Source organism: Lentzea sp. HUAS TT2, assembly GCF_051853195.1.
Classification (GTDB): Bacteria; Actinomycetota; Actinomycetes; order Mycobacteriales; family Pseudonocardiaceae; genus Lentzea.
The window spans coordinates 5,897,219-5,918,786 of sequence record NZ_CP196667.1 but is presented as its reverse complement, the minus strand read 5'-3'; the positions used below and the strand labels follow the sequence as shown (position 1 = coordinate 5,918,786).

Below are 21,568 nucleotides of genomic sequence, written 5' to 3'. Positions count from 1 at the left end.
GCGGGCCGTGTCAGCGGACTATCAGGCGCCGGCGGCCTTGCGCAGGTCCTCCGCGCGGTCCGTCGACTCCCAGGGGAGGTCGACGTCGGTGCGGCCGAAGTGGCCGTACGCGGCGGTCGGGGCGTAGATCGGGCGGAGCAGGTCGAGATCGCGGATGATCGCGGCGGGCCGGAGGTCGAAGACCTCGGTGATGGCCTGCTGGATCTTCTGCGGGTCGACGGTCTCGGTGCCGAAGGTCTCGACGAACAGGCCCACGGGGGCCGCCTTGCCGATGGCGTAGGCGACCTGGACCTCGACGCGGGTGGCGAGGCCCGCCGCGACGGTGTTCTTGGCGACCCAGCGCATCGCGTACGCCGCGGAACGGTCGACCTTCGACGGGTCCTTGCCGGAGAACGCGCCGCCACCGTGACGGGCCATGCCGCCGTAGGTGTCGACGATGATCTTGCGGCCGGTCAGGCCGGCGTCACCCATCGGGCCGCCGATGACGAAGCGGCCGGTCGGGTTGGTGAGCAGGCGGACGTTCGAGGTGTCGAGACCGAGCTCGGCGATCTCCGGGGCCACGACGTGCTCGCGCAGGTCGACGCCGAGGAGCTTCTCCAGGTCGATGCCGTCGGCGTGCTGCGTGGAGATGACGACGGTGTCGAGGCGCACGGGCTGGTCGCCCGCGTACTCGATGGTGACCTGGGTCTTGCCGTCCGGGCGCAGGTACGGCACTGTGCCGTCCTTGCGGACCGCGGTGAGACGACGCGACAGGCGGTGGGCCAGCGCGATCGGCAGCGGCATGAGCTCGGGCGTGTCGGTGCACGCGTAGCCGAACATCAGGCCCTGGTCGCCTGCGCCCTGCTTGTCGATCTCGTCGTCGGCGCCCTCGACCCGGTTCTCGAAGGCCGTGTCGACGCCCTGCGCGATGTCCGGGGACTGCGCGCCGATGGCGATGTTCACGCCACAGGAGTTGCCGTCGAAGCCCTTCTGCGACGAGTCGTACCCGATCTCCAGGATCTTCTCGCGAACGATCGTGGGGATGTCCGCGTACGCCTCTGTGGTCACCTCACCCGCGACGTGGACCTGGCCGGTGGTGACCATCGTCTCCACCGCGACGCGCGAACGCGGGTCCTTGGCCAGCAACGCGTCCAGGATCGAGTCGCTGATCGCGTCACAGATCTTGTCGGGGTGTCCCTCGGTCACCGACTCACTGGTGAACAGCCTGCTGCTGTGCTGGCTCACGGACACTCCTTGTTCGAGGGGCTTCAACGGAAAAATTCTACTGAGGTTCGGTCAAGCGAGCGGTAACTGCGTCCCACACGGCGGACGCCACTTGCGTTTTGGGGCCGTGCGGGATAGCCGTCTCGGCGCCGTCCGGGGACAGCAGCCAGCCCGCGTTGTCGTCCTGCTCGAACGCCTTGCCGTCGCCGACCGCGTTCAGCACCAGCAGGTCACACCCCTTGCGGCGCAGCTTCGCCCGCCCGTAGTCGAGCACCGACGTCGTCGCGTCGCCGGTCTCCGCGGCGAACCCGACGATCAGCTGGCCCGTCCTGCGTGCGGACACGAGCTCCACGAGGATGTCGGGGTTCTTCGTCAGCGCGATCGGGTCGGGGTCGCCGTCGGTCTTCTTGATCTTGTGCCCGGTGAGCGACAACGGCCGGAAGTCGGCCACCGCGGCGGCCATCACGACCACGTCCGCGTCCGCCGCGACCTTGTGCATCGCGTCGCGCAGCTCCAGCGCGGAGCCCACCCGGACCAGGTCGACACCGGCGGGTGTGGCCAGATCGGCCGTGTTCCCGGCGACCAGGGTCACCCTCGCACCGCGTTGTGCCGCGACCCGCGCGAGTGCGAAACCCTGCTTGCCGGACGAGCGGTTGCCGATGAAGCGGACCGGGTCGAGCGGTTCCCGCGTGCCACCGGCGGAGATCGCGACGTGCACGCCCTCCAGCGTCCTCGCGAGGGCGTCGCGGCGCACCAGCAGCAGCCGGGCCAGCTCGACGATCTCGGCGGGGTCCGGCAGGCGGCCCTTGCCGGTGTCCTTGCCGGTCAGCCGGCCGGACGCGGGCTCGGCGACGATCACGCCACGACTGCGCAGCAGTTGCACGTTGTGCTGGGTGGCCGGGTGCTCCCACATCTCGGTGTGCATCGCCGGCACCAGCAGGACCGGGCAGCGCGCGGTCAGCAGGGTGTTCGTCAGAAGATCGTCCGCGAGGCCGTGCGCGGCCTTCGCGATCAGGTTCGCGGTCGCCGGGGCGACCACGACGAGGTCTGCGTTCTGCCCGAGCTTGACGTGCGGCACCTCGTGCACGTCGTCGAACGGGTCCGCGGACACGACCTGACCGGACAACGCCTCGAACGTGGCGGCTCCCACGAACTTCAGCGCACCCTCGGTCGGGATGACACGCACGGAGTGACCGGACTCGGTCAACCGGCGCAGCACCTCACAGGCCTTGTACGCGGCGATGCCCCCGCCAACCCCAAGAACGATCTTGGGGCGAACAGGGGCATCAGCGTCGGATGACGCCGTCACTCGCCCTCGGTGTGCTCAAGCAGACCCGCGTGGATCTCGCGAAGAGCGATCGAGAGGGGCTTCTCACGCGGGCCCGGCTCGACGAGCGGGCCGACGTACTCGAGCAGGCCCTCGCCGAGCTGCGCGTAGTAGTCGTTGATCTGGCGGGCACGCTTCGCGGCGTAGATCACCAACGCGTACTTCGAGCTCACCTGCTCAAGCAGGTCGTCGATCGGCGGGTTGGTGATGCCCTCCGGAGAACCGGTCAGGTGACCGAGCTCGGTGTGGGTGATCACTCGTCAATCTCCTGAATTTCGTGGTCCGACCATCAAGGATAGCAAGTCGGCCGCGGCCGACTGCACGTCGGCGTTCACGACGACCTCGTCGAACTCCTTTTCGGCCGCCAGCTCCTCGCGGGCGATGGCCAACCGGCGTTCGACGACGTCCGGGTGTTCGGTGCCTCTGCCGGTCAACCGGTCCACCAGGTGCTCCCAGGACGGGGGCGCCAGCATGACCAGCTGGGCTTCCGGCATGGCCACGCGGACCTGTCGCGCGCCCTGCAGTTCGATCTCCAGGAGCGCGGGACGGCCCGCGGCCAAAGCTTCCTCGACGGGCCTGCGGGGAGTTCCGTAGTGGTTTCCGGCGAACTCGGCGTGTTCCAGGAACTCGCCCGCCTCGGCCATCTGCTGGAACTTCTCGTGGTCGACGAAGTGGTAGTGCACTCCGTCGACCTCGCCCGGCCTCGGCTTCCTGGTGGTCGCCGAGACGGAGAAGTAGATATCGGGTTGCTGGCTGCGCAGCTCCGCGAGAACGCTGGACTTGCCAACGCCCGACGGCCCGGACAAGACGGTGAGGCGGGAACGGGCAGAACCCGTTCCCGCCTCGGTGCCAATCACTCTCCGCTGAACTCGGAGAGCAGGGCCTTGCGCTGACGGTCACCAAGACCGCGCAGGCGACGGCTGGGAGCGATCTCAAGGCGCTCCATGATCTGCTGAGCACGCACCTTGCCGACACCCGGCAGGGCCTCAAGCAGCGCGGACACCTTCATCTTGCCAAGGATCTCATCGCTCTCGGCGGACTTCAGCACGTCCGTCAGGGTCGTGCCGCCACGCTTGAGGCGCTCCTTGAGCTCAGCCCGAACGCGACGAGCGGCAGCAGCCTTCTCCAGCGCTGCGGCCCGCTGCTCCTCGGTAAGCTGGGGAAGAGCCACGATTTCCTCCGTGGTGTGGATTCTTTTCGGATCGGTGCCGCGACCGTACAAGCCGCAATTGCCTGGGGACAACGTGACCCAGTCAGGTAAATCTTCAGCGGCCTTGATGATGCGGCGGGTGGTAGTAGTACCAACACCCTCCGGCGGCCTGTTCACTGCCCTCCGGCAACTCGTCGCCCACTCTAGGTGTGCTATGAGGCCGGTGACCAGCGGGGCAGCCGGTGGCGTGGACCCTACCAACACATGTTTGCCCAGGTGAGCGCACCACACCCCAAAAGGCGTGGCGCGCCCCTCCTCAGAGGCTCTCCTGAACCCTTCGCACGGCGCTGACCAGCGACGACACGTCGGGGCCGTGCTTGAGAACATCTCGTGAAGAAGTCGGAAAGACGTTGCGCATGTCGGGTCCGAAGAGCCGTTTTAGATCAGCGACCGACCCTCCCTGAGCGCCGAAACCGGGCGCCAGGATCGGTCCGTTGAACCCGGAGAGGTCTACATCCGTTTCCCCGATCGTGGCACCCACGACGAGACCGACATCGCCGCACGGGGAAATGCCTGAATTCCGGGCGGTCGCGAAATCGATGATCGTCTGCGCCACGGTTCGCCCGTCCGGAGCAACCGACCGCTGGACCTGCGCGCCCTCCGGGTTGGAGGTGAGGGCGAGCACGAACACGCCCCTGCCCGTCGCCCGCGCCGTGTCGAGCGCGGGCTGCAGCGAGCCGAAACCCAGGAACGGGGAGACCGTGACCGCGTCACCGGCCAGCGGCGAGCCGTCACCCAGGTACGCCTGGGCGTAGGCGGCCATGGTCGAGCCGATGTCGCCGCGCTTGGCGTCCACGAGCACCAGCGTGCCCGTGCCGCGCAGCTCCGCGATCACCCGCTCCAGCACGGCGACGCCACGAGACCCGTAGGCCTCGAAGAAGGCCGCCTGGGGCTTGACCATCGACACCGTGCCGCCGAACGCCTCCACGGCCGTCAGAGCGAACCTTTCGAGGCCTTCCACGGTCGGGGACAGGCCCCACGACTCCAGCAGGCTCGGGTGCGGGTCGATCCCGACGCACAGGGGTCCGTGCGCCGCAACGGCTTTCGCGAGCTTCTCGCCGAAGGTCACTTGTCACCCCGCAGAGCGGCCTGGAGGGCTTGCAGCGGCTGGACCCCGATGTCACCCCGGATGAGCGCCTCGATGCCGTGCACGGCCGCCGCAGCGCCCTGGATCGTGGTCACACAAGGGATGTCCTTCGCCACGGCGGCGGTGCGGATCTCGTAGCCGTCGATGCGCGGGCCGCTGTTGCCGTACGGCGTGTTGAAGATCATGTCGATCTCGCCGTTCAGGATCATGTCGACGACGTTGCCCTCGCCCTCGAAGTGCTTGCGCACCTCGGTGCACCCGATCCCGTTGCGCTTCAACACCTCGGCCGTGCCCGCGGTCGCCAGGATCTGGAAACCGAGGTCGGCCAGGCGCTTGACCGGGAAGATCATCGCGCGCTTGTCGCGGTTCGCGAACGACACGAACACCTTGCCCGACGTCGGCAGCGAGCCGTACGAGGCCGTCTGCGACTTCGCGAACGCCTTGCCGAACGACGAGTCGATGCCCATGACCTCGCCGGTGGACTTCATCTCCGGGCCCAGCAACGAGTCCACGCCGTGGCCCTCGGGGGTGCGGAAGCGGTGGAACTGCATGACCGCCTCCTTGACCGCGACGGGGGCGTGCTCGGGCAGCCGGGCACCGTCACCGGTGGCCGGCAGGATGCCCTCCACGCGCAGCTCCGCGATCGTCGCGCCGAGCATCACGCGGGACGCGGCCTTGGCCATCGACACCGCCGTCGCCTTGGACACGAACGGCACCGTGCGCGACGCACGCGGGTTCGCCTCCAGGACGTACAGCACGTCGTCCTTGAGCGCGTACTGGACGTTCAGGAGCCCCTTCACGCCGATGCCCTTGGCGATGGCCTCGGTGGAGCGGCGGACGTTCTCGATGTCCGAGGCGCCCAGCGTGATCGGCGGCAACGCGCACGACGAGTCGCCGGAGTGGACCCCGGCCTCCTCGATGTGCTCCATGACGCCGCCGATGAACACCTCCTCGCCGTCGCACAGCGCGTCGACGTCGATCTCGATGGCGTCGTCGAGGAACCGGTCGACCAGCACCGGGTGCTCGGGCGTCACCTCGGTCGCGCGGGCGATGTAGCCCGACAGCGACTCCTCGTCGTACACGATCTCCATGCCGCGCCCGCCGAGCACGTAGGAGGGGCGCACGAGGACCGGGTAGCCGATCTCGTCCGCGATCTCCTTCGCCTCGTCGAACGACGTGGCCGTGCCGAACTTCGGCGCGGGCAGCCCCGCCTCGCCCAGCACCTTGCCGAACTGGCCGCGGTCCTCGGCGAGGTGGATCGCCTCGGGCGTCGTGCCCACGACGGGCACACCGGCGTCGGACAGGCGCTGCGCCAGGCCCAGCGGCGTCTGGCCGCCGAGCTGGACGATCACGCCCGCGACGGTGCCGGAGCGCTGCTCGGAGTGCACGACCTCCAGCACGTCCTCGAACGTCAGCGGCTCGAAGTACAGCCGGTCCGACGTGTCGTAGTCCGTCGACACCGTCTCCGGGTTGCAGTTGACCATCACGGTCTCGTACCCGGCCGCCCGCAACGCCATCGCCGCGTGCACGCACGAGTAGTCGAACTCGATGCCCTGGCCGATGCGGTTGGGCCCGGAGCCCAGGATCAGCACCTTGGGCTTCTCGCGCTGCTCCGCGACCTCGGTCTCCGCGTTCGGGTCCAGCTCGTAGGCGGAGTAGTGGTACGGCGTCTCGGACTTGAACTCCGCCGCGCACGTGTCGACCGTCTTGTAGACCGGACGCACGCCCAGGCGGTGCCGCAACGTGCGCACGCCGTCCTCACCGGCCAGCTCGGACCGCAGCGCGGCGATCTGCCGGTCGGAGAGCCCGGCGCGCTTCGCCTTGCGCAGCAACGGTTCGTCGAGCACGGGCGCGTCCAGCAGCTCCTGCCGCAGCGTCCCGAGCCACGCGATCTGCTCGATGAACCAAGGGTCGATCTTCGACGCGTTGTACACGTCCTCAATGGACGCACCGAGTCGGAGAGCACGCTCGACCGTGTAGAGGCGACCGTCGTGGCCGCGCTCCAGCTGCTTCAGAGTGGACTCCAGGGTAGAGCCCTCCGGGTCCGGCTGCGTCCAGAAACCGACCGATTTCGTTTCCAGCGAACGCAGCGCCTTGCCCAGCGCCTCCACGAAGTTCCGGCCGATCGACATGGCCTCGCCGACCGACTTCATCGTGGTCGTCAGCGTCGGGTCCGCACCGGGGAACTTCTCGAACGCGAACCGCGGCGCCTTCACGACCACGTAGTCGAGCGACGGCTCGAACGACGCCGGGGTCTCCCCCGTGATGTCGTTGGTGATCTCGTCGAGCGTGTAGCCGATCGCGAGCTTCGCGGCGATCTTGGCGATCGGGAAGCCCGTCGCCTTGGACGCGAGAGCCGACGACCGCGAGACGCGCGGGTTCATCTCGATGACGACCATGCGGCCGGTGTCCGGGTGGATCGCGAACTGGATGTTGCAGCCACCGGTGTCGACGCCGACCTCGCGGATGACCTGGATGCCGACGTCGCGCATGTGCTGGTACTCGCGGTCGGTCAGCGTCATCGCGGGCGCGACCGTCACCGAGTCACCCGTGTGGACACCCATCGGGTCGATGTTCTCGATCGAGCAGATGACGACGACGTTGTCGTTGCGGTCGCGCATCAGCTCGAGCTCGTACTCCTTCCACCCGAGCACGCTCTCCTCGATGAGCACCTCGGTGACAGGGGACTCCTCCAGGCCGATCGCCGCGAGGCGCTCCAGCTCCTCCGGCGTGTACGCCATGCCGGAACCCAGGCCGCCCATGGTGAACGACGGCCGGATCACGACCGGCAGGCCGAGCTCGGCGACCGTCGTGCGGACCTCGTCCATCGTCTTGCAGACGGCCGAGCGCGGCACCTCGGAACCGATGCCCCGCACCAGGTCCTTGAAGATCTGCCGGTCCTCGCCGCGCTGGATGGCGTCGATGTCCGCGCCGATCAGCTCGACGTCGTACTTCTCCAGCACGCCGCGCTCGTGCAGCGCGATGGCCGTGTTCAGCGCCGTCTGGCCGCCCAGGGTCGCCAGGATCGCGTCCGGGCGCTCCTGCGCGATGACCTTCTCCACGAACTCGGCCGTGATCGGCTCGATGTAGGTGGCGTCGGCGAACTCCGGGTCCGTCATGATCGTCGCCGGGTTCGAGTTCACCAGGCTGACCCGGATGCCCTCTTCGCGCAGCACGCGGCAGGCCTGGGTACCGGAGTAGTCGAACTCGCACGCCTGTCCGATGACGATCGGACCGGAGCCGATCACCAGGATGTGCTTGAGATCAGTCCTCTTCGGCATCAGCGGGCCTCATTCATCAGCGTCACGAACTCGTCGAACAGGGGCGCGGCGTCGTGGGGACCGGCCGCGGCCTCGGGGTGGTACTGCACGGAGAACGCCGGCGCGTCGAGCAGCCGGACGCCCTCGACGGTGCCGTCGTTCGGGCAGTAGTGCGACAGCACGGCGCGGCCGAACTCCGAGGAGAACTCCTCCCCCGGCGTGCCCTCCAGCGCGAACCCGTGGTTCTGCGAGGTGATGGCGACCTTGCCGGTGGCCACGTCGATCACCGGGATGTTGATGCCGCGGTGGCCGTAGCGCATCTTGTACGTGCCGCGGCCGACCGCGCGGCCCAGGATCTGGTTGCCGAAGCAGATGCCGAACAGCGGCAGCTTGCGGCCCAGGGCCTCCTTCGTCAGCGCGATGGCGTGGTCCTGCGTGGCCGGGTCGCCCGGGCCGTTGCTCAGGAACAGGCCATCGGGGCTGACCTTCAGGATGTCCTCGAAGGAGCTGGTCAGCGGCAGCACGTGCACCTCGATGCCGCGCGCCGCCATCATCCGCGGGGTGTTCGACTTGATGCCCAGGTCGAGCGCCGCCACGGTGAACTTCTTCGTGCCGATGGCCTCGACCACGTACGGGCTCGACGTCGTGACGTCGACCGCGAGGTTCGCGCCGACCATCTGCGCGGAGGCCTTGACCTGCTCGACCATCGACGCGTCGTCGGTGAGCTCGGAGCCCGAGAACACCCCGGCGCGCATGGCGCCCTGCTCGCGGATGTGGCGGGTCAGGGTGCGGGTGTCGAGACCCGCGATGCCGACGACGCCCTGGTTCGTCAGCTCCTCGTCGAGGCCGCGCTTGGACCGCCAGTTCGACGGCGTGCGCGCGGGGTCGCGGACCACGTAGCCGGCGACCCAGATCTTCGACGACTCGTCGTCCTCGTCGTTCCAGCCGGTGTTGCCGATCTGCGGGGCGGTCTGCACCACGATCTGGCGGTGGTAGGAGGGGTCGGTCAGGGTTTCCTGGTACCCGGTCATGGCCGTGGAGAACACGACCTCGCCGAGCGAGACGCCGGTCGCTCCGTACGCCTCACCGCGGAAGACACGTCCGTCTTCCAGCACCAATGCCGCGTTCGTCACGCCTTGCCCTCCGTGTTGATCGGGTTCTGGCTCAGAGCCGCGACCCATTCGTCGTATACGTCCTTGTCGTCACCGCGGAACCCGGTGTCGAACAGGTGGCCTTCGTTCTCCCACTGGACCACCAGAAGACCTTCTTCGCTGAACATGACCTTCCCGGCCAGGCCGCGGTCCGTGCGGGCGTCCCGGATGGACTCGGCGGGGATGAAGATCGCCGACGCGCCGACGCGTTCGATGGCGACGCCCTCCGGCACCAGGCTCAGCGTGGCCTCTGCGCGGAAGCCGATGTCGCCGACCTGGATGCGGTCCTGCCAGTTGCCCGCGTTCGTCGTTCCGATGTAGACGCCCGTGGTCGCGAGCCTGGGCGTGCCCAGGGCGGCCGGGGTCGCGGGGAAGGCGGGCAGGTCTGCCTGCTCGCGCTGACGTCGCTTCCAGCCGTGCCACATGCCGTACACGCACAGGGCGAAGAAGACGAAGACCGCCAGGGACAGGAGGATCCGGGTCATTCCGCGATCCTCCCCGCCAGCGCGGTCACCCGGCCACGCAAGATGGTGGCCGTCACCGCGGCGGGCAGCTCCATGCCCTCGAACGGGGTGTTGCCCGCGATGCTCGCGAGCTGCGCGCCGTTCACCGTCCACGACGCGTCCGGGTCGACCAGCACGAGGTTCGCGGGCTCGCCGACCGCGATCGGACGGCCCTGGTCTGTCAGGCCGGCGATCTGCGCGGGCTTCTCGCTCATCACCCGTGCGACGCCGCGCCAGTCCAGCAGGCCGGTCCGCACCATCGTCTCGACGACGATGCCGAGCGCGGTCTGCAGGCCGAGCATGCCAGGACGGGCAGCCGACCACTCGCAGTCCTTGTCCTGGACCGCGTGCGGGGCGTGGTCCGTGGCGACGCAGTCGATCGTGCCGTCCGCCAGTGCCTGCCGCAGCGCGTCCACGTCGGACTGCGTGCGCAGCGGCGGGTTGACCTTGTTGACCGGGTCGTAGGTGCTCAGCCGGTCGTCGGTCAGGATCAGGTGGTGCGGGGTGACCTCGGCGGACACCTTGGTGCCGCGCGCCTTCGCCCACTTCAGGACGTCCGCCGTGCCGGTGGTGCTGACGTGGCAGACGTGCAGCCGCGCGTCGACCTGCTTCGCGAGGATGCAGTCGCGGGCGACGATCGACTCCTCCGCGGCCGCCGGCCAGCCCTGCAGGCCGAGCCTGGACGCGTTCTCGCCCTCGTGCGCCTGCGCACCGACGGTGAGGCGTGGTTCCTCGGCGTGCTGGGCGATGACGGCGCCCAGGGACTTCGAGTACTCCAGCGCACGGCGCATGATCAGCGGGTCGTGCACGCAGTGGCCGTCGTCGGAGAAGACGCGGACGTTCGCCTTGGACTTCGCCATCGTGCCGAGCTCGGCGAGCTTCTCGCCCTTGAGCCCGACGGTGACGGCGCCGACCGGGTGGACGTCGACCAGGCCGACCTCCTGGCCGCGGCGGGCGACGTGCTCGACGATGACGGCGTTGTCGGCGACCGGATCGGTGTTGGCCATGGCGAAGACGGCCGTGTAGCCACCGAGTGCGGCGGCCTTGGAGCCCGTCTCGATGGTCTCGGTGTCCTCGCGACCCGGCTCACGCAGGTGGGTGTGCAGGTCGACGAAACCGGGCAGCAGCACTGCCCCGTTGCCTTCGATGACTTCGGCTTCTGGATCCGTGCCCTCTGCGATCACGCCGTCGCGGATCAGCAGGTCGATCGGTTCCCCCTCGCCGTAGGGACGTACTCCCTTGAGAAGCAAGGGTTTCACGCGGTTTCCTCCTCGTGGGCAAGCAGGTGGTACAGCACGGCCATGCGCACGTGGACACCATTGCGGACCTGCTCGGTGATCGCGGCCTGCGGGCTGTCGGCGACGACGGAGGCGATCTCCATCCCGCGCAGCATCGGGCCGGGGTGCAGCACTACGGCGTGCTCTGGCAGCAGCTTCAGGCGGCGCTCGTTGAGGCCGTACGCGATCGAGTACTCGCGCGAGCTCGGGAAGAACCCGCCGGTCATCCGTTCGGCCTGCACGCGCAGCAACATCACCGCGTCCTGCGAGGCGAGCTCGGAGTCGATCTCGTGCGAGACCGCGACCGGCCACTTCTCGACGCCGGTGGGCAGCAGGGTCGGCGGCGCGACCAGCGTGACCTCGGCACCGAGGGTGGTGAGCAGGTGCACGTTCGACCGGGCGACCCTGCTGTGCAGGACGTCGCCGACGATCGCGACGCGGCGGCCGTCGAGGTCGCCCAGCCGGTCGCGCAGCGTGGCGGCGTCGAGCAGCGCCTGCGTGGGGTGCTCGTGCATGCCGTCGCCGGCGTTCACCACGGACGTGCTGGTGTGCTTGAGCCAGCCCGCGAGCCGGTGGGCCGCACCGGAGGCCGGGTGCCGCACGATCACGCAGTCGGCGCCCGCGGCCTGCAACGTCAGCGCGGTGTCGCGAAGGGACTCGCCCTTGCTGACGCTGGAACCGGAGCTGCTGACGTTGATCACGTCCGCGGACATCCACTTGCCGGCGATCTCGAACGACACCCGCGTGCGGGTGCTGTTCTCGTAGAACATCGTGATCACCGTGCGGCCGCGCAGCGTCGGCAGCTTGCGGACCTCGCGGCCGAGCAGCGCCTGCTTCAGCCGGTCCGCGGTGTCGAGGATCGCGATCGCCTGGTCGCGGTCGAGGCCGTCGGTGGAGAGCAGGTGCTTCACTTCAGCACCACTCCGTCGCGGCCGTCGAACTCTTCCAGCATCACGACGACGTCCTCGGTCTTGGACGTGGGCAGGTTCTTGCCCACGTAGTCCGCGCGGATCGGCAGCTCGCGGTGGCCGCGGTCGACGAGCACGGCGAGCTGGACGGCGCGGGGCCGGCCGTGGTCGCGCAGGGCGTCGAGGGCGGACCGGATCGTGCGGCCGGAGAACAGCACGTCGTCCACGAGGACGACCAGCTTGTCGTCGATGCCGCCCTCGGGCAGCTTCGTCGCCTCCAGCGGCCGCGTGGGGCCTCTGCGCAGGTCGTCGCGGTAGAGGGTGATGTCGAGCGTGCCCTCGTGCACCGTCCGGCCGGAAAATTCGGCGATCTTAGCGGCTAGCCGGCGTGCGAGGGGGGCTCCCCGGCTGGGAATACCCATCAAGACGACGTCGGGTGCGCTGGGTGCATCGAGAGCGGTCTTCTCGATGATCTGATGGGCCATTCGGGCGACAGTGCGCGCGACGTCACCGGCCGAGAGAATCTCGCGATCCCCGGCCGGATCCGTCGCGCCACGTTGACGTGACGCCACGGCTGGACCTCCTTCCCCGCCTCACTGGACGGGTCCTTAAAGGACGTCGGACACCTAGTAATAACTAGGCTGACCTGCACCGTATCACCTACGGACGGTCAACCATCCGAGTGGTGTGCCAGGCGTGGCGCGCGTCTCTCCTTGAGATCAGCTTGACCTGTCGACCACGGCGAGTAATCATTACTCTGCGTATCGATCTAAGCCTCCCCGCAGCGCGCCAGTACTGCTGTCGGGGCGAATGAACGGAGAACCGCCACATGGGCGACTACGCCAAGGCGTTGGGGGCCAAGCTCCGCGCTATCCGCCAGCAGCAGGGACTGTCCCTGCACGGCGTCGAGCAGAAGTCCGGCGGTCGCTGGAAGGCCGTGGTCGTCGGCTCCTACGAGCGCGGTGACCGCGCGGTGACCGTGCAGAAGCTGGCCGAGCTGGCCGACTTCTACGGCGTCCCCGTCGCCGAGCTGCTGCCCGAGGGCCGCGTCCCCTCCGGTGCCGAGCCGGCCACGAAGATCGTGATCAACCTCGAACGGCTGCAGCAGCTGCCGGTCGAGAAGGTCGGCCCGCTGGCTCGCTACGCCGCGACCATCCAGTCGCAGCGCGGTGACTACAACGGCAAGGTCCTCTCCATCCGCACGGAGGACCTGCGTTCGCTCGCGATCATCTACGACATGACGCCGGGCGAGCTCACCGAGCAGCTGATCGACTGGGGTGTGCTGCCTCCCGAGGCCCGCCCCGCGAAGGAAGACTGACCTTCCTCACACGTTCGGAGCAGTGGCTCCCCTGACGTCCTGCCAGTCGCCCTGAGGACGTCGGGGGAGCCACTGCTGCATTTGTTGCGGAAGCAACCCAGCGTGACGACCGGTCGCCGGGTCCCGTTCAGGGAGCCACGAGCCGCCGGACGTGCTCCCGGTCCGTGATCGCGTGGATCGCCGCGATCCTGCTCTCGCGCACCGTGAACGCCACGAGCGCGACCGGCTGGCCGTCCACCGTCGACACCAGACCGGCCTCACCACCGACGACCGCGGGTTCCATGCACGGCGCCTCCTGCAGCACCGCCGCCTTGGGCCCGACCATGCCGGAGCCGCGCAGCCAGATCCCCTCCGAACGCAGCGTCACGTCGGTGTCCAGCACGTTCCTCCCGGCCATGAACGCGTCGACGATCTCGCGCTGACCTGCGAGACCGACGTCGGACACCGGCCGGTTCGCCACCCGCGCCCGCGCCCTTGCCTCGACCTGCAACGCGCCCAGCGGTGTGCGCCCGATCAATGGCGCCACCTGCTCGAACGGCTCCTCGAACATGTCGTGCAGCACGTAGGCGACGCGTTCGTCGGGGGTCAGCGCGTCGAGTGCGGTCAGCACGCCGAGGCCGGGTTCGTGGTTCGGCTCCCTGCTCACCACCGGGTCCGGCATCTGGAACCCGTTCTTCGCCCGCACGCGCAGCATCGTCAGGCTCACCCGCGCGACCACGGTGCCGAGCCAGCTCGGCTCACCGGTCTTCTCGATCCTGCGCCGCGCCTCCCGCACCGCGTCCGCCGCCTCGGCGAACCGCCCGAGCATGCGGTAGGCGAGTCTGTCCTCCTGGTCCGGCTCCCCGATCATCGTCGGTCCCCCTTCACCTAGAGCGCCCACCTGGAATAGACATCTGGCGGGAGCTAGACGTGACCAGCGACAGCAGTGGTATTGCTCACGGAATAAGCGCGGCCAGTCGTTCGCGGTCCTGGATGACGTGGATAGCGGCGATCCGGTCGTCGCGCACGGTGAACGCCATGATCGAGAACGGCACGCCGTCCACCCGCGTGACGAAGCCGATCTCGCCGCCGACCAGCACGAACTCGACGGACGCCGTGGCGGCGTACTTCCGGAACAGGCTGGCACGCCCGGCGACCGCCCGCCCGCCGATGACCTCCAGGGCACCCGCGCGCAGCAACACGTCCGGGTGCAGCACCGACACCAGGCCTTCCAGGTCGCCTTCCCGCGACGCCCTGAGGAACGCCTGCACCGCCTCGCGCTGCCGGGACAGGTCGACGTTCGGCTGTGGCCGGTCCTGCACGCGCTTGCGGGCCCTGCTCGCCAGCTGACGAGCGGTGGCCGGGGTCTTGCCGATCAACGGCGCGATGTCGTCGAACGGCACGGCGAACATGTCGTGCAGCACGAACGCCAGCCGCTCGTCGGGCTTGAGCGAGTCCAGCACGATCAGCATCGCGAGCCCGACCTGGTCCTTCGCGACGGCCTGCTGCTCGGGCTCCTCCGCCGGTTCGATCACGGGGTCGGGCATCTCGAACGCGTGCTCGCGCCGGTCGCGCAGCATGTTCAGGCACACCCGCCCGACGACGGTCGTGAGCCACGCGGCCGGGTTGTCGATCTCCGCGGTGTCCGCGCGCCCGACGCGGAGCCAGGCGTCCTGCAGCGCGTCGTCCGCCTCGGCGAACGACCCGAGCATGCGGTGGGCGATGGCCCGCAGGCGTGGGCGTTCCTGCTCGAACTGCGCGATCAAAGCTTAGCCCTGTGGCCTGGCGCACACCCTGTCACGTTCCCGCGCGCTGCCGGGTCGACCGGGCAACGACTCATTCGGGAGGGTAATCATGGAGATCCTCGTGACCGGCGGCACCGGCACGCTCGGCAGGCACGTCGTCCCCGCGTTGCGCGAGACCGGCGCCGGGGTGACCGTGCTGAGCCGCCACGGCGACATCGCCTGCGACCTGCTCGGCGAGGTCCCGCCGATCGAGGCCGACGTGGTGGTGCACCTCGCCGGCGGGCAGAAGGGCGACGACGTCGCGACCCGCAACCTGCTGGCGGCCTGCCGGGGAGTCCGCCACCTCGTCCACATCTCGGTGATCGGCGCCGACACGGTGCCGCTGGCGTGGCTGCGCACCAAGCTCGCCTGCGAGCAGGCGATCGTGGACTCGGGCATCCCGTTCACGATCCTGCGTGCGGCCCAGTTCCACGACCTGACCCTGACCATGGTGCGCGGCCTGGCGAAGCTGCCGGTCGTACCGGTGCCGGGCCTGCGGCTGCAGCCCGTCGACGTCCGCGACGTGGCCGCGCGCATCGTCGAACTGGCGCTCGGACAGCCCGCCGGACGCGTCGCGGACCTCGCCGGCCCCACCGTCTACGAGATGCGGCAGCTCGTGCGGGACTTCCTGTCGCTCACGGGCAAGCGCCGCCTCACCGTGCCGGTGCGGCTGCCGGGCAAGGCCGGACAGGCCTACCGGGACGGGCGGAACCTCACGCTGGACGGCGACCGCGGCGCCCGCACGTGGGAGGAGTTCCTGGCCGATCGGTAGCATCCTGGCAACGTGACCTCTTCTCACGCAGACCTTCTCGCCGACCGTAACCCGCTGCCGTCCAGTGTGGACTCCCGGCTGCGCGACCACCTCACGTTCCTGATCGAGGTCGACCGGCTCAAGACCGTGCTGCGCGCGTCCCCTCTCGCGGCGGCCGACCGGCGGGAGAACGACGCGGAGCACTCGTGGCACCTCGCGCTGATGGTCATGACGCTCGCGGAGTACGCCGACGAACCGATCGACGTCGGCCACACGATGAAACTCGTGGTGGTGCACGACCTCGTCGAGATCTACGCGGGTGACACGCCGATCTACGACACCGAACTGGGCGAGAGCCAGCAGGAACGCGAGGAGGCGGCCGCGGACCGGTTGTTCGGGATCCTGCCGCAGGACGCGGGCCGGACGCTGCGCGCGTTGTGGGACGAGTTCGAGGCGCGGTCGACGCCCGAGGCGCGGTTCGCGAAGGCCATGGACCGGCTGCAACCGTTGTTGCTCAACTGGATGGCGAAGGGCGGGACCTGGAAGACGCCCGGTGTGACCGCGGACGCCGTGCGCGGGCGCAAGGCCGTGATCGGCGAGGGGTCGTCGAGGCTCTGGGAGGCGGCGCTCCAGTTGATCGACGAGGGCGAACGACGGGGCTGGGCGCGGTCCTAGGGGGTGTGCCAGCCGCCGGCGAACCACTCGACCTCGCCGGTCGCCGGGTCGTAGCGGCGGCGCTGGATGGTGCCGATGTCGGCGCCGTAGACGTGGATGCCGATCGTGGGCTCGCCGGATTCGGCCACGACCGAGTGAACGTCGTCGTCGGTCGTGCAGCACACGGTGACCTCGCCGCGCCGGAAGACCTGGTCGCCGAGCTCGACCAGGGGACCTGGTCCGGTGGGCTTGGCGTAGCGGATCTCGCGTTCGGCACCGGAGTAGATGCCGACGACGCCCCACGTCTCATGGCCGTGCACGGGCGTGCGCTGTCCCGGTGCCCACACGACGACGGCGACGCACCAGTCGTCGGCGAGGTGGAGCGGGTAGTTGACGTGGTGGTCGGGCGACGGCCGGGTGAGCTCGGGCGGGAGCCGGTAACCGCTGTCCATCAAGGCGGACAGGCGGTCCGCGACCCGTTTGGTGATCTCGTGCTGGTCGTCGGAGGCGGCCACGATCGTCGCCACGTCGTCGAGGAAGGTCTGCAGGTTCATGACCTGAAGCGTGAGGCAGCGCTGGTATGACGTCCAATGCCAAAACCGCGGGCGTCCCATCAACATGGTTGATGAGACGCCCGCGGAAGGGAAACTACAGGACGGCGCGCAACTGGTCCGCGATGACCGCGATCCGGCCGAGCACACCGTTCACGAACCGCGGCGAGTCGTCCGTGGACAGGCCCTTCGCGAGCTCCACGGCCTCGTCGATGGCGACCGCGTCCGGCACGTCGGCCGCCCACAGCAGCTCGTACAGGCCGAGGCGCAGGATCGCGCGGTCGACCGCCGGCATGCGCTGCAGGGTCCAGCCCTCGGCGTGCTCCGAGATCAGGTCGTCGATGCGCGAACGATGTGCGGTGACGCCCTCGACCAGCGAGATCGTGTAGTCGTTCACCGGCGGGACGTCCGGGGACCCGACGCGCGAAGCCAGCAGCGTCACTGCGTCGCTGCCCAGCAGATCGGCTTCGTAGAGGAAGTCGACCGCGCGTTTGCGGGCCTTGCTCCGAGCACCCATCAGGACTTGTCGCTGATGCGGCCGAGGTAGCGGCCGTCGCGGGTGTCGACCTTGATCTTCTCACCGGTCGTGACGAAGAGCGGGACCTGGATCTCGGCACCGGTCTCGAGGCGGGCGGGCTTGGTGCCGCCGGTGGAGCGGTCGCCCTGCAGGCCGGGGTCGGTGTGCTCGATCACGAGCTCGACCGAGGTCGGGAGCTCGACGAACAGCGGCACGCCCTCGTGGGTGGCGACCATCGCCTCCTGGTTCTCCAGGAGGTAGTTCTGGGCGTCACCGACGGTCTCGGACGGAACCGGGATCTGGTCGTAGGTGTCACCGTCCATGAAGATGAAGTCGGTGCCTTCCTTGTACAGGTAGGTCATGCCGCGCTTGTCCACGGTGGCGGTCTCGACCTTGGTGCCCGCGTTGAAGGTCTTGTCGACGACCTTCCCGGTCAGCACGTGCTTGAGGGTCGTGCGCACGAAGGCGCCACCCTTGCCGGGCTTGACGTGCTGGAACGCGGTGACGGTCCAGAGCTGGCCGTCGAGGTTCAGCACCAGGCCGTTCTTCAGGTCGTTCGTGGTGGCCACGGTGGGATTTCTCCTGTGTAGGACGGGGGTGTCAGACGACCACGAGTTCTTTCGTGGTCAGGGTGAGGAGCTCCGGCCCGCTCTCGCGGACCACGAGGGTGTCCTCGATGCGGACCCCGCCCCGCCCCGACAAGTAGACGCCGGGCTCGACGGTGACCGCCATACCGGCCGAAAGTGTACCGGCACCCACCTTCGACAACGCCGGTGCCTCGTGGATCTCCAGGCCGACCCCGTGGCCGAGGCCGTGCAGGAACTCGTTCCCGTGCCCGGCCTTCTCGATCACCTCGCGCGACGCGTGGTCGACGTCGCTCACCTTCACACCCGGTGCGAGCGCGTTGCGGCCCGCCGCCTGCGACCGCGCGACCAGGTCGTAGAGCTCGCGCTGCCAGTCCGCGGGCTTGCCGAGCACGAGCGTGCGGGTCATGTCGGAGTGGTAACCGCCGACCAGTGCGCCGAAGTCGAGCTTGATGAAGTCGCCCACGTGCAGCGTCGCGTCCGTCGGCGAGTGGTGCGGCACCGCCGAGTTCGCGCCGAACGCCACGATCGAGGAGAACGACGGGCCCTCCGCGCCGTGGTCGAGCATGCGGCTCTCCAGCTCGCGCGCGACCTCGCGTTCGGTGCGGCCGGCGCGCAGCCCGCCGTGCCCGATCAACGCCGCGAGCGCGCGGTCCGCCGCCGCGCACGCCATCCGCAGCGCCTCGATCTCGTCCTCGTCCTTGACCAGCCGCAGCTTCTCGACCAGGCCGCCGGCCTTGACCAGCTCCGTCCTGCCCGCGGCCGCCGTCAGCTCGTCCAGGCCGTCGACCGTCACCTGGTTGCTCTCGAACCCGAGCCTGCCCTTCGCGCGCTGGGCGAGGGCGGTGTCGCACGGCCGGTCGATCAGCCGTTCCAGGTCGGGCACCTGCTTCGCCGACTGGGTGAGATAGCGGCCGTCGGTGCAGAACACCGTGGCGTCGTCGCCGTTCGCGTCGACCAGGACGGCGGCGTTCGATCCGGTGAACCCGGTGAGGTACCGGACGTTCAGCAGGTTCGTGACGAGCAACGCGTCCAGGTTCGTGGCCTGGAGCTCCTGGCGCAGGGCGGTTCGGCGTGCGGCGTACGACGACATGTCTCGCAGCGTACGGCCAGTCCTAAGCTGTCCGCATGAGTCCTTGGTTCGTCCGTGCGTTGTGGATGGGGCTCCTGCACGGGGCCGTGCAGACCGGTGTGGCGGCCGTGGGCGTGCGCAGCCCGGAGGCCTCCTCGGTGCGCCCGATCGCGATCGGGTTGCTGATCGCCGCCGCCGTGCTCTGGGGCGCCGTCGACACCATGCGCGACCTGGAGGGGCGCGGCATGCAGTGGTTCATCGCGTCGCTGATCGCCGGGCCGTTCGCGGGCGCGCTGGGCGTGATCGGGTCGGCGTTGCTCGTCGACCAGACCGGGCAGGAGGCGCTGTGGGTGGCGCTGACGGGCGGGGCTGCGTTCACGGCGTTGCTCGTGCTGGCGCCCGCCGGACTGGGGATGCTGCTGGGCGGGTTCCTGGTCAGCAAGGACTCGGCGCGCGGCTAGCGCCTGGTGGTCCTGCCGCTGGCCATCCCGCGCCGACGGGCACCGCCCCGTCTTCCCCGGCACCGTCGTAGCGGCTCGTGAGAGCACGGCCGATCAACCTGACGCGCACGGCCGGGCAGTCGTCCACGATCTCGGCACCCGTGTTGTGTCCACAACGTGCCGCGGTCAGCCCCGCCTAGTCCGACGAGCTGACGATGAGCAGGTACCGCGCCGTCGTGCTGAAGGTGCCGGACTCGCCCTTGACCACCAGCTCGTGCTCCCCCGGCGTGAGCGGCGGGATCCACGCCCACAGCCCGCACCCCTGCGCCGGCACGCGTCCCTCGCGCTGCCCCACCACGTTGTCGCGCGCGGCCTGGTAGACGATCGCGACCGGAGCGATCCGGCGCATCTCCACCACCTGCCCGTCCAGCGTCACCGAGCCCTTCGCCTCCGCCATGAACGCCGTGCAGTTCGCGTCCGTGGAGGCGAGGTTGGCCGCGGGACCCGCGAGCGGGCGACCGGCGGGCACCTGGCAACGGCGGTTCACCGTGCCGCCGAACGTCCCGGCGAAGAACCACACGTCCTTCGGCTGGTTCTCCGCGCACCACTGCCCGGTGTCGTCGACCACGGGGTTGCGGTTCTCCGGAGTCGACGCCGCCCACGTCCACCACTTCGCCTGCAGGTCCTGATCGGACAGTTCCTGCGCCTCGGCCCCCGTCGTCTCACTGCTGACGGGCACGGGCTCCGGCGAGGCCGCGCATCCGGCCAGGAGCAGGGCGAACGCGGCGATCAGCAGTCTCGGCACGATCAGCATCTTCACACGTTCAGGTGGCGATTCAGGTGGCGACGAGCTCGATTTCGAAGCCGTCCTCGTTCTCCAGGAACGCCGCGTAGTGATCCGGTCCTCCCGCGTGAGGATGCCGGTCCGCGAACATGAGTTTCCAGCCGTGCGCCTCGGATTCCAGGGTCAGCCGGTCGACGTCCGCGCGAGTGCCGGCGTGCAGGGCGAGGTGGTTCAGACCCGCCTTCATCCGGTCGTGCGGACCGGTCATGGCCGGCGACCGCTCGACCACGACGTAGGTCTCGCCGAGTTTCCAGCTGACGCCTGCGGGCCAGCGCTGGTGCTCGGCCCAGCCCAGTTCGGTGAAGATCCACCCGAACGTGTGCTCTGCCCGCGCGAGGTCCGGCACCCACAGTTCGACGTGATGCAGCATCGCCCGCTCCCCCTGGCTCCTACGATCGGCTCGTGAAGATCGTCTCGAACGGCGAGCGGCCCGATCTCCAGGGCCCCGCCCAGGCCTCGCTGCGGGACGGCTGGCCGCCGTTCGTGCTGCGCGGCCAGGTCCCGCGGGACCACCGCGACGCCGTGGCGCGGTACTTCCCGCGCTACGACGTGCTGCTGCTCGACGACGACGTGGTGCTCGCGAGGGCGACCGCGGTGGCGCTGAGCTGGGACGGCGAGACCTCGACCTTGCCGGCCGGAGGGTACGACGGTGCCCTGGTCGCGGCGGTCACCGAGCACGAGAGCGGGATCGCGCCGGACACCCTGTGCGTGGTGGCCGCGACCGTGCGGGCCGACCGCACCGGGGGCGGGCTGGCGGGGAAGGTGCTCACCGGCCTGCGCGAACGGGCGGCGGCCGACGGGCTCGCGCGGGTGATCGTGCCGGTGCGGCCGACGCTCAAGGCGGCATACCCGCTGACGTCGATGGCGGACTTCCAGGGGTGGGCACGCGAGGACGGCCTGCACCTCGACCCGTGGATCCGCACGCATCAGCGGCTCGGTGCCACGATCCTCGGGCCTGCGGACCGGTCGATGGTCGTGACCGGCACGGTCGCGCAGTGGGAGGGGTGGACCGGGATGGCGTTCCCGCAGACCGGGCGGTACGTGGTCGCGGGCGGGCTGGACCTCGTGGCGATCGACCGGGAACGCGACCTGGGGGTCTACGAGGAGACGAACCTCTGGATGCGCCACCGCTGAGACACCTCGTGAGC

The 21,568-nt window shown here is 69.5% G+C and carries 25 protein-coding genes; 5 read left to right on the top strand and 20 right to left on the bottom strand.

Going from position 1 to position 21,568, the window contains the following annotated elements; all coding sequences use genetic code 11:
• Positions 1 to 21: 21 nt before the first annotated feature.
• From metK to pyrR, 12 genes are all read right to left on the bottom strand, one after another.
• Complete coding sequence (metK, locus tag ACSHWB_RS28910; RefSeq protein ID WP_439656430.1) at positions 22 to 1,224, bottom strand: methionine adenosyltransferase; 1,203 nt, start codon at positions 1,222 to 1,224, stop codon at positions 22 to 24.
• A 37-nt stretch (positions 1,225 to 1,261) separates the two neighbouring features.
• Complete coding sequence (coaBC, locus tag ACSHWB_RS28905; RefSeq protein ID WP_439664684.1) at positions 1,262 to 2,470, bottom strand: bifunctional phosphopantothenoylcysteine decarboxylase/phosphopantothenate--cysteine ligase CoaBC; 1,209 nt, start codon at positions 2,468 to 2,470, stop codon at positions 1,262 to 1,264.
• Positions 2,471 to 2,508: 38 nt separating this feature from the next.
• Complete coding sequence (rpoZ, locus tag ACSHWB_RS28900; RefSeq protein WP_045313812.1) at positions 2,509 to 2,787, bottom strand: DNA-directed RNA polymerase subunit omega; 279 nt, start codon at positions 2,785 to 2,787, stop codon at positions 2,509 to 2,511.
• A 3-nt stretch (positions 2,788 to 2,790) separates the two neighbouring features.
• The gene (gene gmk / locus ACSHWB_RS28895; RefSeq protein WP_439656429.1) at positions 2,791 to 3,387 is read right to left on the bottom strand and encodes a guanylate kinase; all 597 of its coding nucleotides are present in this window, start codon (positions 3,385 to 3,387) and stop codon (positions 2,791 to 2,793) included.
• Positions 3,384 to 3,701 (bottom strand): integration host factor, actinobacterial type, encoded by a 318-nt coding sequence (gene mihF / locus ACSHWB_RS28890; protein ID WP_030481817.1) that lies wholly within the window; start codon positions 3,699 to 3,701, stop codon positions 3,384 to 3,386. Before mihF ends, gmk begins: the two co-directional genes overlap by 4 nt.
• Positions 3,702 to 3,996: 295 nt before the next feature.
• Entirely contained in the window at positions 3,997 to 4,809 is an 813-nt protein-coding gene (pyrF, locus tag ACSHWB_RS28885; RefSeq protein ID WP_439656428.1) for an orotidine-5'-phosphate decarboxylase, read from the bottom strand.
• Complete coding sequence (gene carB / locus ACSHWB_RS28880; protein WP_439656427.1) at positions 4,806 to 8,108, bottom strand: carbamoyl-phosphate synthase large subunit; 3,303 nt, start codon at positions 8,106 to 8,108, stop codon at positions 4,806 to 4,808. The genes pyrF and carB overlap by 4 nt, the downstream gene beginning before the upstream one ends.
• On the bottom strand, positions 8,108 to 9,268 hold the full coding sequence (carA, locus tag ACSHWB_RS28875; protein WP_439656426.1) for a glutamine-hydrolyzing carbamoyl-phosphate synthase small subunit: 1,161 nt from the start codon (positions 9,266 to 9,268) through the stop codon (positions 8,108 to 8,110). Before carA ends, carB begins: the two co-directional genes overlap by 1 nt.
• Positions 9,217 to 9,723, bottom strand: coding sequence for a PH-like domain-containing protein (locus ACSHWB_RS28870; protein WP_439656425.1), 507 nt, complete (start codon positions 9,721 to 9,723; stop codon positions 9,217 to 9,219). The genes carA and ACSHWB_RS28870 overlap by 52 nt, the downstream gene beginning before the upstream one ends.
• Complete coding sequence (locus tag ACSHWB_RS28865; RefSeq protein ID WP_439656424.1) at positions 9,720 to 11,000, bottom strand: dihydroorotase; 1,281 nt, start codon at positions 10,998 to 11,000, stop codon at positions 9,720 to 9,722. The genes ACSHWB_RS28870 and ACSHWB_RS28865 overlap by 4 nt, the downstream gene beginning before the upstream one ends.
• On the bottom strand, positions 10,997 to 11,929 hold the full coding sequence (locus ACSHWB_RS28860) for an aspartate carbamoyltransferase catalytic subunit (RefSeq protein ID WP_439656423.1): 933 nt from the start codon (positions 11,927 to 11,929) through the stop codon (positions 10,997 to 10,999). The genes ACSHWB_RS28865 and ACSHWB_RS28860 overlap by 4 nt, the downstream gene beginning before the upstream one ends.
• Positions 11,926 to 12,498 carry a bifunctional pyr operon transcriptional regulator/uracil phosphoribosyltransferase PyrR gene (gene pyrR, locus ACSHWB_RS28855; protein ID WP_089912344.1) on the bottom strand — a complete coding sequence of 191 codons (573 nt, stop codon included), beginning with the start codon at positions 12,496 to 12,498 and terminating at the stop codon, positions 11,926 to 11,928. The genes ACSHWB_RS28860 and pyrR overlap by 4 nt, the downstream gene beginning before the upstream one ends.
• A 257-nt stretch (positions 12,499 to 12,755) precedes the next feature.
• On the opposite strand from pyrR, the gene bldD reads away from it, so the two are divergent.
• Positions 12,756 to 13,244 (top strand): transcriptional regulator BldD, encoded by a 489-nt coding sequence (bldD, locus tag ACSHWB_RS28850; protein ID WP_030471611.1) that lies wholly within the window; start codon positions 12,756 to 12,758, stop codon positions 13,242 to 13,244.
• A gap of 127 nt (positions 13,245 to 13,371) precedes the next feature.
• Here bldD and ACSHWB_RS28845 read toward each other — a convergent pair whose 3' ends face one another.
• Both ACSHWB_RS28845 and ACSHWB_RS28840 read right to left on the bottom strand, forming a co-directional pair.
• A complete protein-coding gene (locus tag ACSHWB_RS28845; RefSeq protein WP_439656422.1) occupies positions 13,372 to 14,094 on the bottom strand; it encodes an RNA polymerase subunit sigma-70 in 723 nt (240 codons plus the stop codon).
• Between the two features lie 85 nt (positions 14,095 to 14,179).
• A complete protein-coding gene (locus ACSHWB_RS28840; protein ID WP_439656421.1) occupies positions 14,180 to 14,989 on the bottom strand; it encodes a sigma-70 family RNA polymerase sigma factor in 810 nt (269 codons plus the stop codon).
• Positions 14,990 to 15,077: 88 nt separating this feature from the next.
• Here ACSHWB_RS28840 and ACSHWB_RS28835 point away from each other — a divergent pair, with 88 nt between their 5' ends.
• Positions 15,078 to 15,779: an SDR family oxidoreductase gene (locus ACSHWB_RS28835; protein ID WP_439656420.1), complete on the top strand. Its 702-nt coding sequence runs from the start codon at positions 15,078 to 15,080 to the stop codon at positions 15,777 to 15,779.
• A 12-nt stretch (positions 15,780 to 15,791) separates the two neighbouring features.
• A complete protein-coding gene (locus tag ACSHWB_RS28830; RefSeq protein WP_439656419.1) occupies positions 15,792 to 16,433 on the top strand; it encodes an HD domain-containing protein in 642 nt (213 codons plus the stop codon).
• Here the strand turns inward: ACSHWB_RS28830 and ACSHWB_RS28825 are convergent.
• From ACSHWB_RS28825 to ACSHWB_RS28810, 4 genes are all read right to left on the bottom strand, one after another.
• Entirely contained in the window at positions 16,430 to 16,966 is a 537-nt protein-coding gene (locus ACSHWB_RS28825; RefSeq protein ID WP_439656418.1) for a hypothetical protein, read from the bottom strand. The two genes, ACSHWB_RS28830 and ACSHWB_RS28825, sit on opposite strands and share 4 nt — an antisense overlap.
• Positions 16,967 to 17,060: 94 nt before the next feature.
• Positions 17,061 to 17,480 carry a transcription antitermination factor NusB gene (nusB, locus tag ACSHWB_RS28820; RefSeq protein WP_439656417.1) on the bottom strand — a complete coding sequence of 140 codons (420 nt, stop codon included), beginning with the start codon at positions 17,478 to 17,480 and terminating at the stop codon, positions 17,061 to 17,063.
• Positions 17,480 to 18,049, bottom strand: coding sequence for an elongation factor P (gene efp / locus ACSHWB_RS28815; protein ID WP_439656416.1), 570 nt, complete (start codon positions 18,047 to 18,049; stop codon positions 17,480 to 17,482). The genes nusB and efp overlap by 1 nt, the downstream gene beginning before the upstream one ends.
• Positions 18,050 to 18,080: 31 nt before the next feature.
• Complete coding sequence (locus ACSHWB_RS28810) at positions 18,081 to 19,157, bottom strand: M24 family metallopeptidase (protein ID WP_439656415.1); 1,077 nt, start codon at positions 19,155 to 19,157, stop codon at positions 18,081 to 18,083.
• 35 nt (positions 19,158 to 19,192) lie between these two features.
• Between ACSHWB_RS28810 and ACSHWB_RS28805 the strand changes: the two genes are divergently transcribed.
• Positions 19,193 to 19,597, top strand: coding sequence for a B-4DMT family transporter (locus ACSHWB_RS28805; RefSeq protein ID WP_439656414.1), 405 nt, complete (start codon positions 19,193 to 19,195; stop codon positions 19,595 to 19,597).
• Between the two features lie 175 nt (positions 19,598 to 19,772).
• Here ACSHWB_RS28805 and ACSHWB_RS28800 read toward each other — a convergent pair whose 3' ends face one another.
• Both ACSHWB_RS28800 and ACSHWB_RS28795 read right to left on the bottom strand, forming a co-directional pair.
• On the bottom strand, positions 19,773 to 20,390 hold the full coding sequence (locus tag ACSHWB_RS28800; protein WP_439656413.1) for a hypothetical protein: 618 nt from the start codon (positions 20,388 to 20,390) through the stop codon (positions 19,773 to 19,775).
• A gap of 22 nt (positions 20,391 to 20,412) precedes the next feature.
• Positions 20,413 to 20,790 carry a VOC family protein gene (locus ACSHWB_RS28795; protein ID WP_439656412.1) on the bottom strand — a complete coding sequence of 126 codons (378 nt, stop codon included), beginning with the start codon at positions 20,788 to 20,790 and terminating at the stop codon, positions 20,413 to 20,415.
• A 32-nt stretch (positions 20,791 to 20,822) separates the two neighbouring features.
• Here ACSHWB_RS28795 and ACSHWB_RS28790 point away from each other — a divergent pair, with 32 nt between their 5' ends.
• Positions 20,823 to 21,554 (top strand): Long-chain-fatty-acid--CoA ligase, encoded by a 732-nt coding sequence (locus tag ACSHWB_RS28790; RefSeq protein ID WP_439656411.1) that lies wholly within the window; start codon positions 20,823 to 20,825, stop codon positions 21,552 to 21,554.
• The last annotated feature ends 14 nt before the right edge of the window (positions 21,555 to 21,568 follow it).

Excerpts from the sequence above, each read along its gene's own strand:
- carB (WP_439656427.1), bottom strand. The coding sequence starts at position 8,108 with ATGCCGAAGAGGACTGATCTCAAGCACATCCTGGTGATCGGCTCCGGT.
- carA (WP_439656426.1), bottom strand. The coding sequence starts at position 9,268 with ATGGGTCGCGGCTCTGAGCCAGAACCCGATCAACACGGAGGGCAAGGC.
- ACSHWB_RS28870 (WP_439656425.1), bottom strand. The coding sequence starts at position 9,723 with ATGACCCGGATCCTCCTGTCCCTGGCGGTCTTCGTCTTCTTCGCCCTG.
- bldD (WP_030471611.1), top strand. The coding sequence starts at position 12,756 with ATGGGCGACTACGCCAAGGCGTTGGGGGCCAAGCTCCGCGCTATCCGC.
- ACSHWB_RS28845 (WP_439656422.1), bottom strand. The coding sequence starts at position 14,094 with ATGATCGGGGAGCCGGACCAGGAGGACAGACTCGCCTACCGCATGCTC.
- ACSHWB_RS28835 (WP_439656420.1), top strand. The coding sequence starts at position 15,078 with ATGGAGATCCTCGTGACCGGCGGCACCGGCACGCTCGGCAGGCACGTC.
- ACSHWB_RS28825 (WP_439656418.1), bottom strand. The coding sequence starts at position 16,966 with ATGAACCTGCAGACCTTCCTCGACGACGTGGCGACGATCGTGGCCGCC.
- nusB (WP_439656417.1), bottom strand. The coding sequence starts at position 17,480 with ATGGGTGCTCGGAGCAAGGCCCGCAAACGCGCGGTCGACTTCCTCTAC.
- ACSHWB_RS28810 (WP_439656415.1), bottom strand. The coding sequence starts at position 19,157 with ATGTCGTCGTACGCCGCACGCCGAACCGCCCTGCGCCAGGAGCTCCAG.
- ACSHWB_RS28805 (WP_439656414.1), top strand. The coding sequence starts at position 19,193 with ATGAGTCCTTGGTTCGTCCGTGCGTTGTGGATGGGGCTCCTGCACGGG.
- ACSHWB_RS28800 (WP_439656413.1), bottom strand. The coding sequence starts at position 20,390 with ATGCTGATCGTGCCGAGACTGCTGATCGCCGCGTTCGCCCTGCTCCTG.
- ACSHWB_RS28795 (WP_439656412.1), bottom strand. The coding sequence starts at position 20,790 with ATGCTGCATCACGTCGAACTGTGGGTGCCGGACCTCGCGCGGGCAGAG.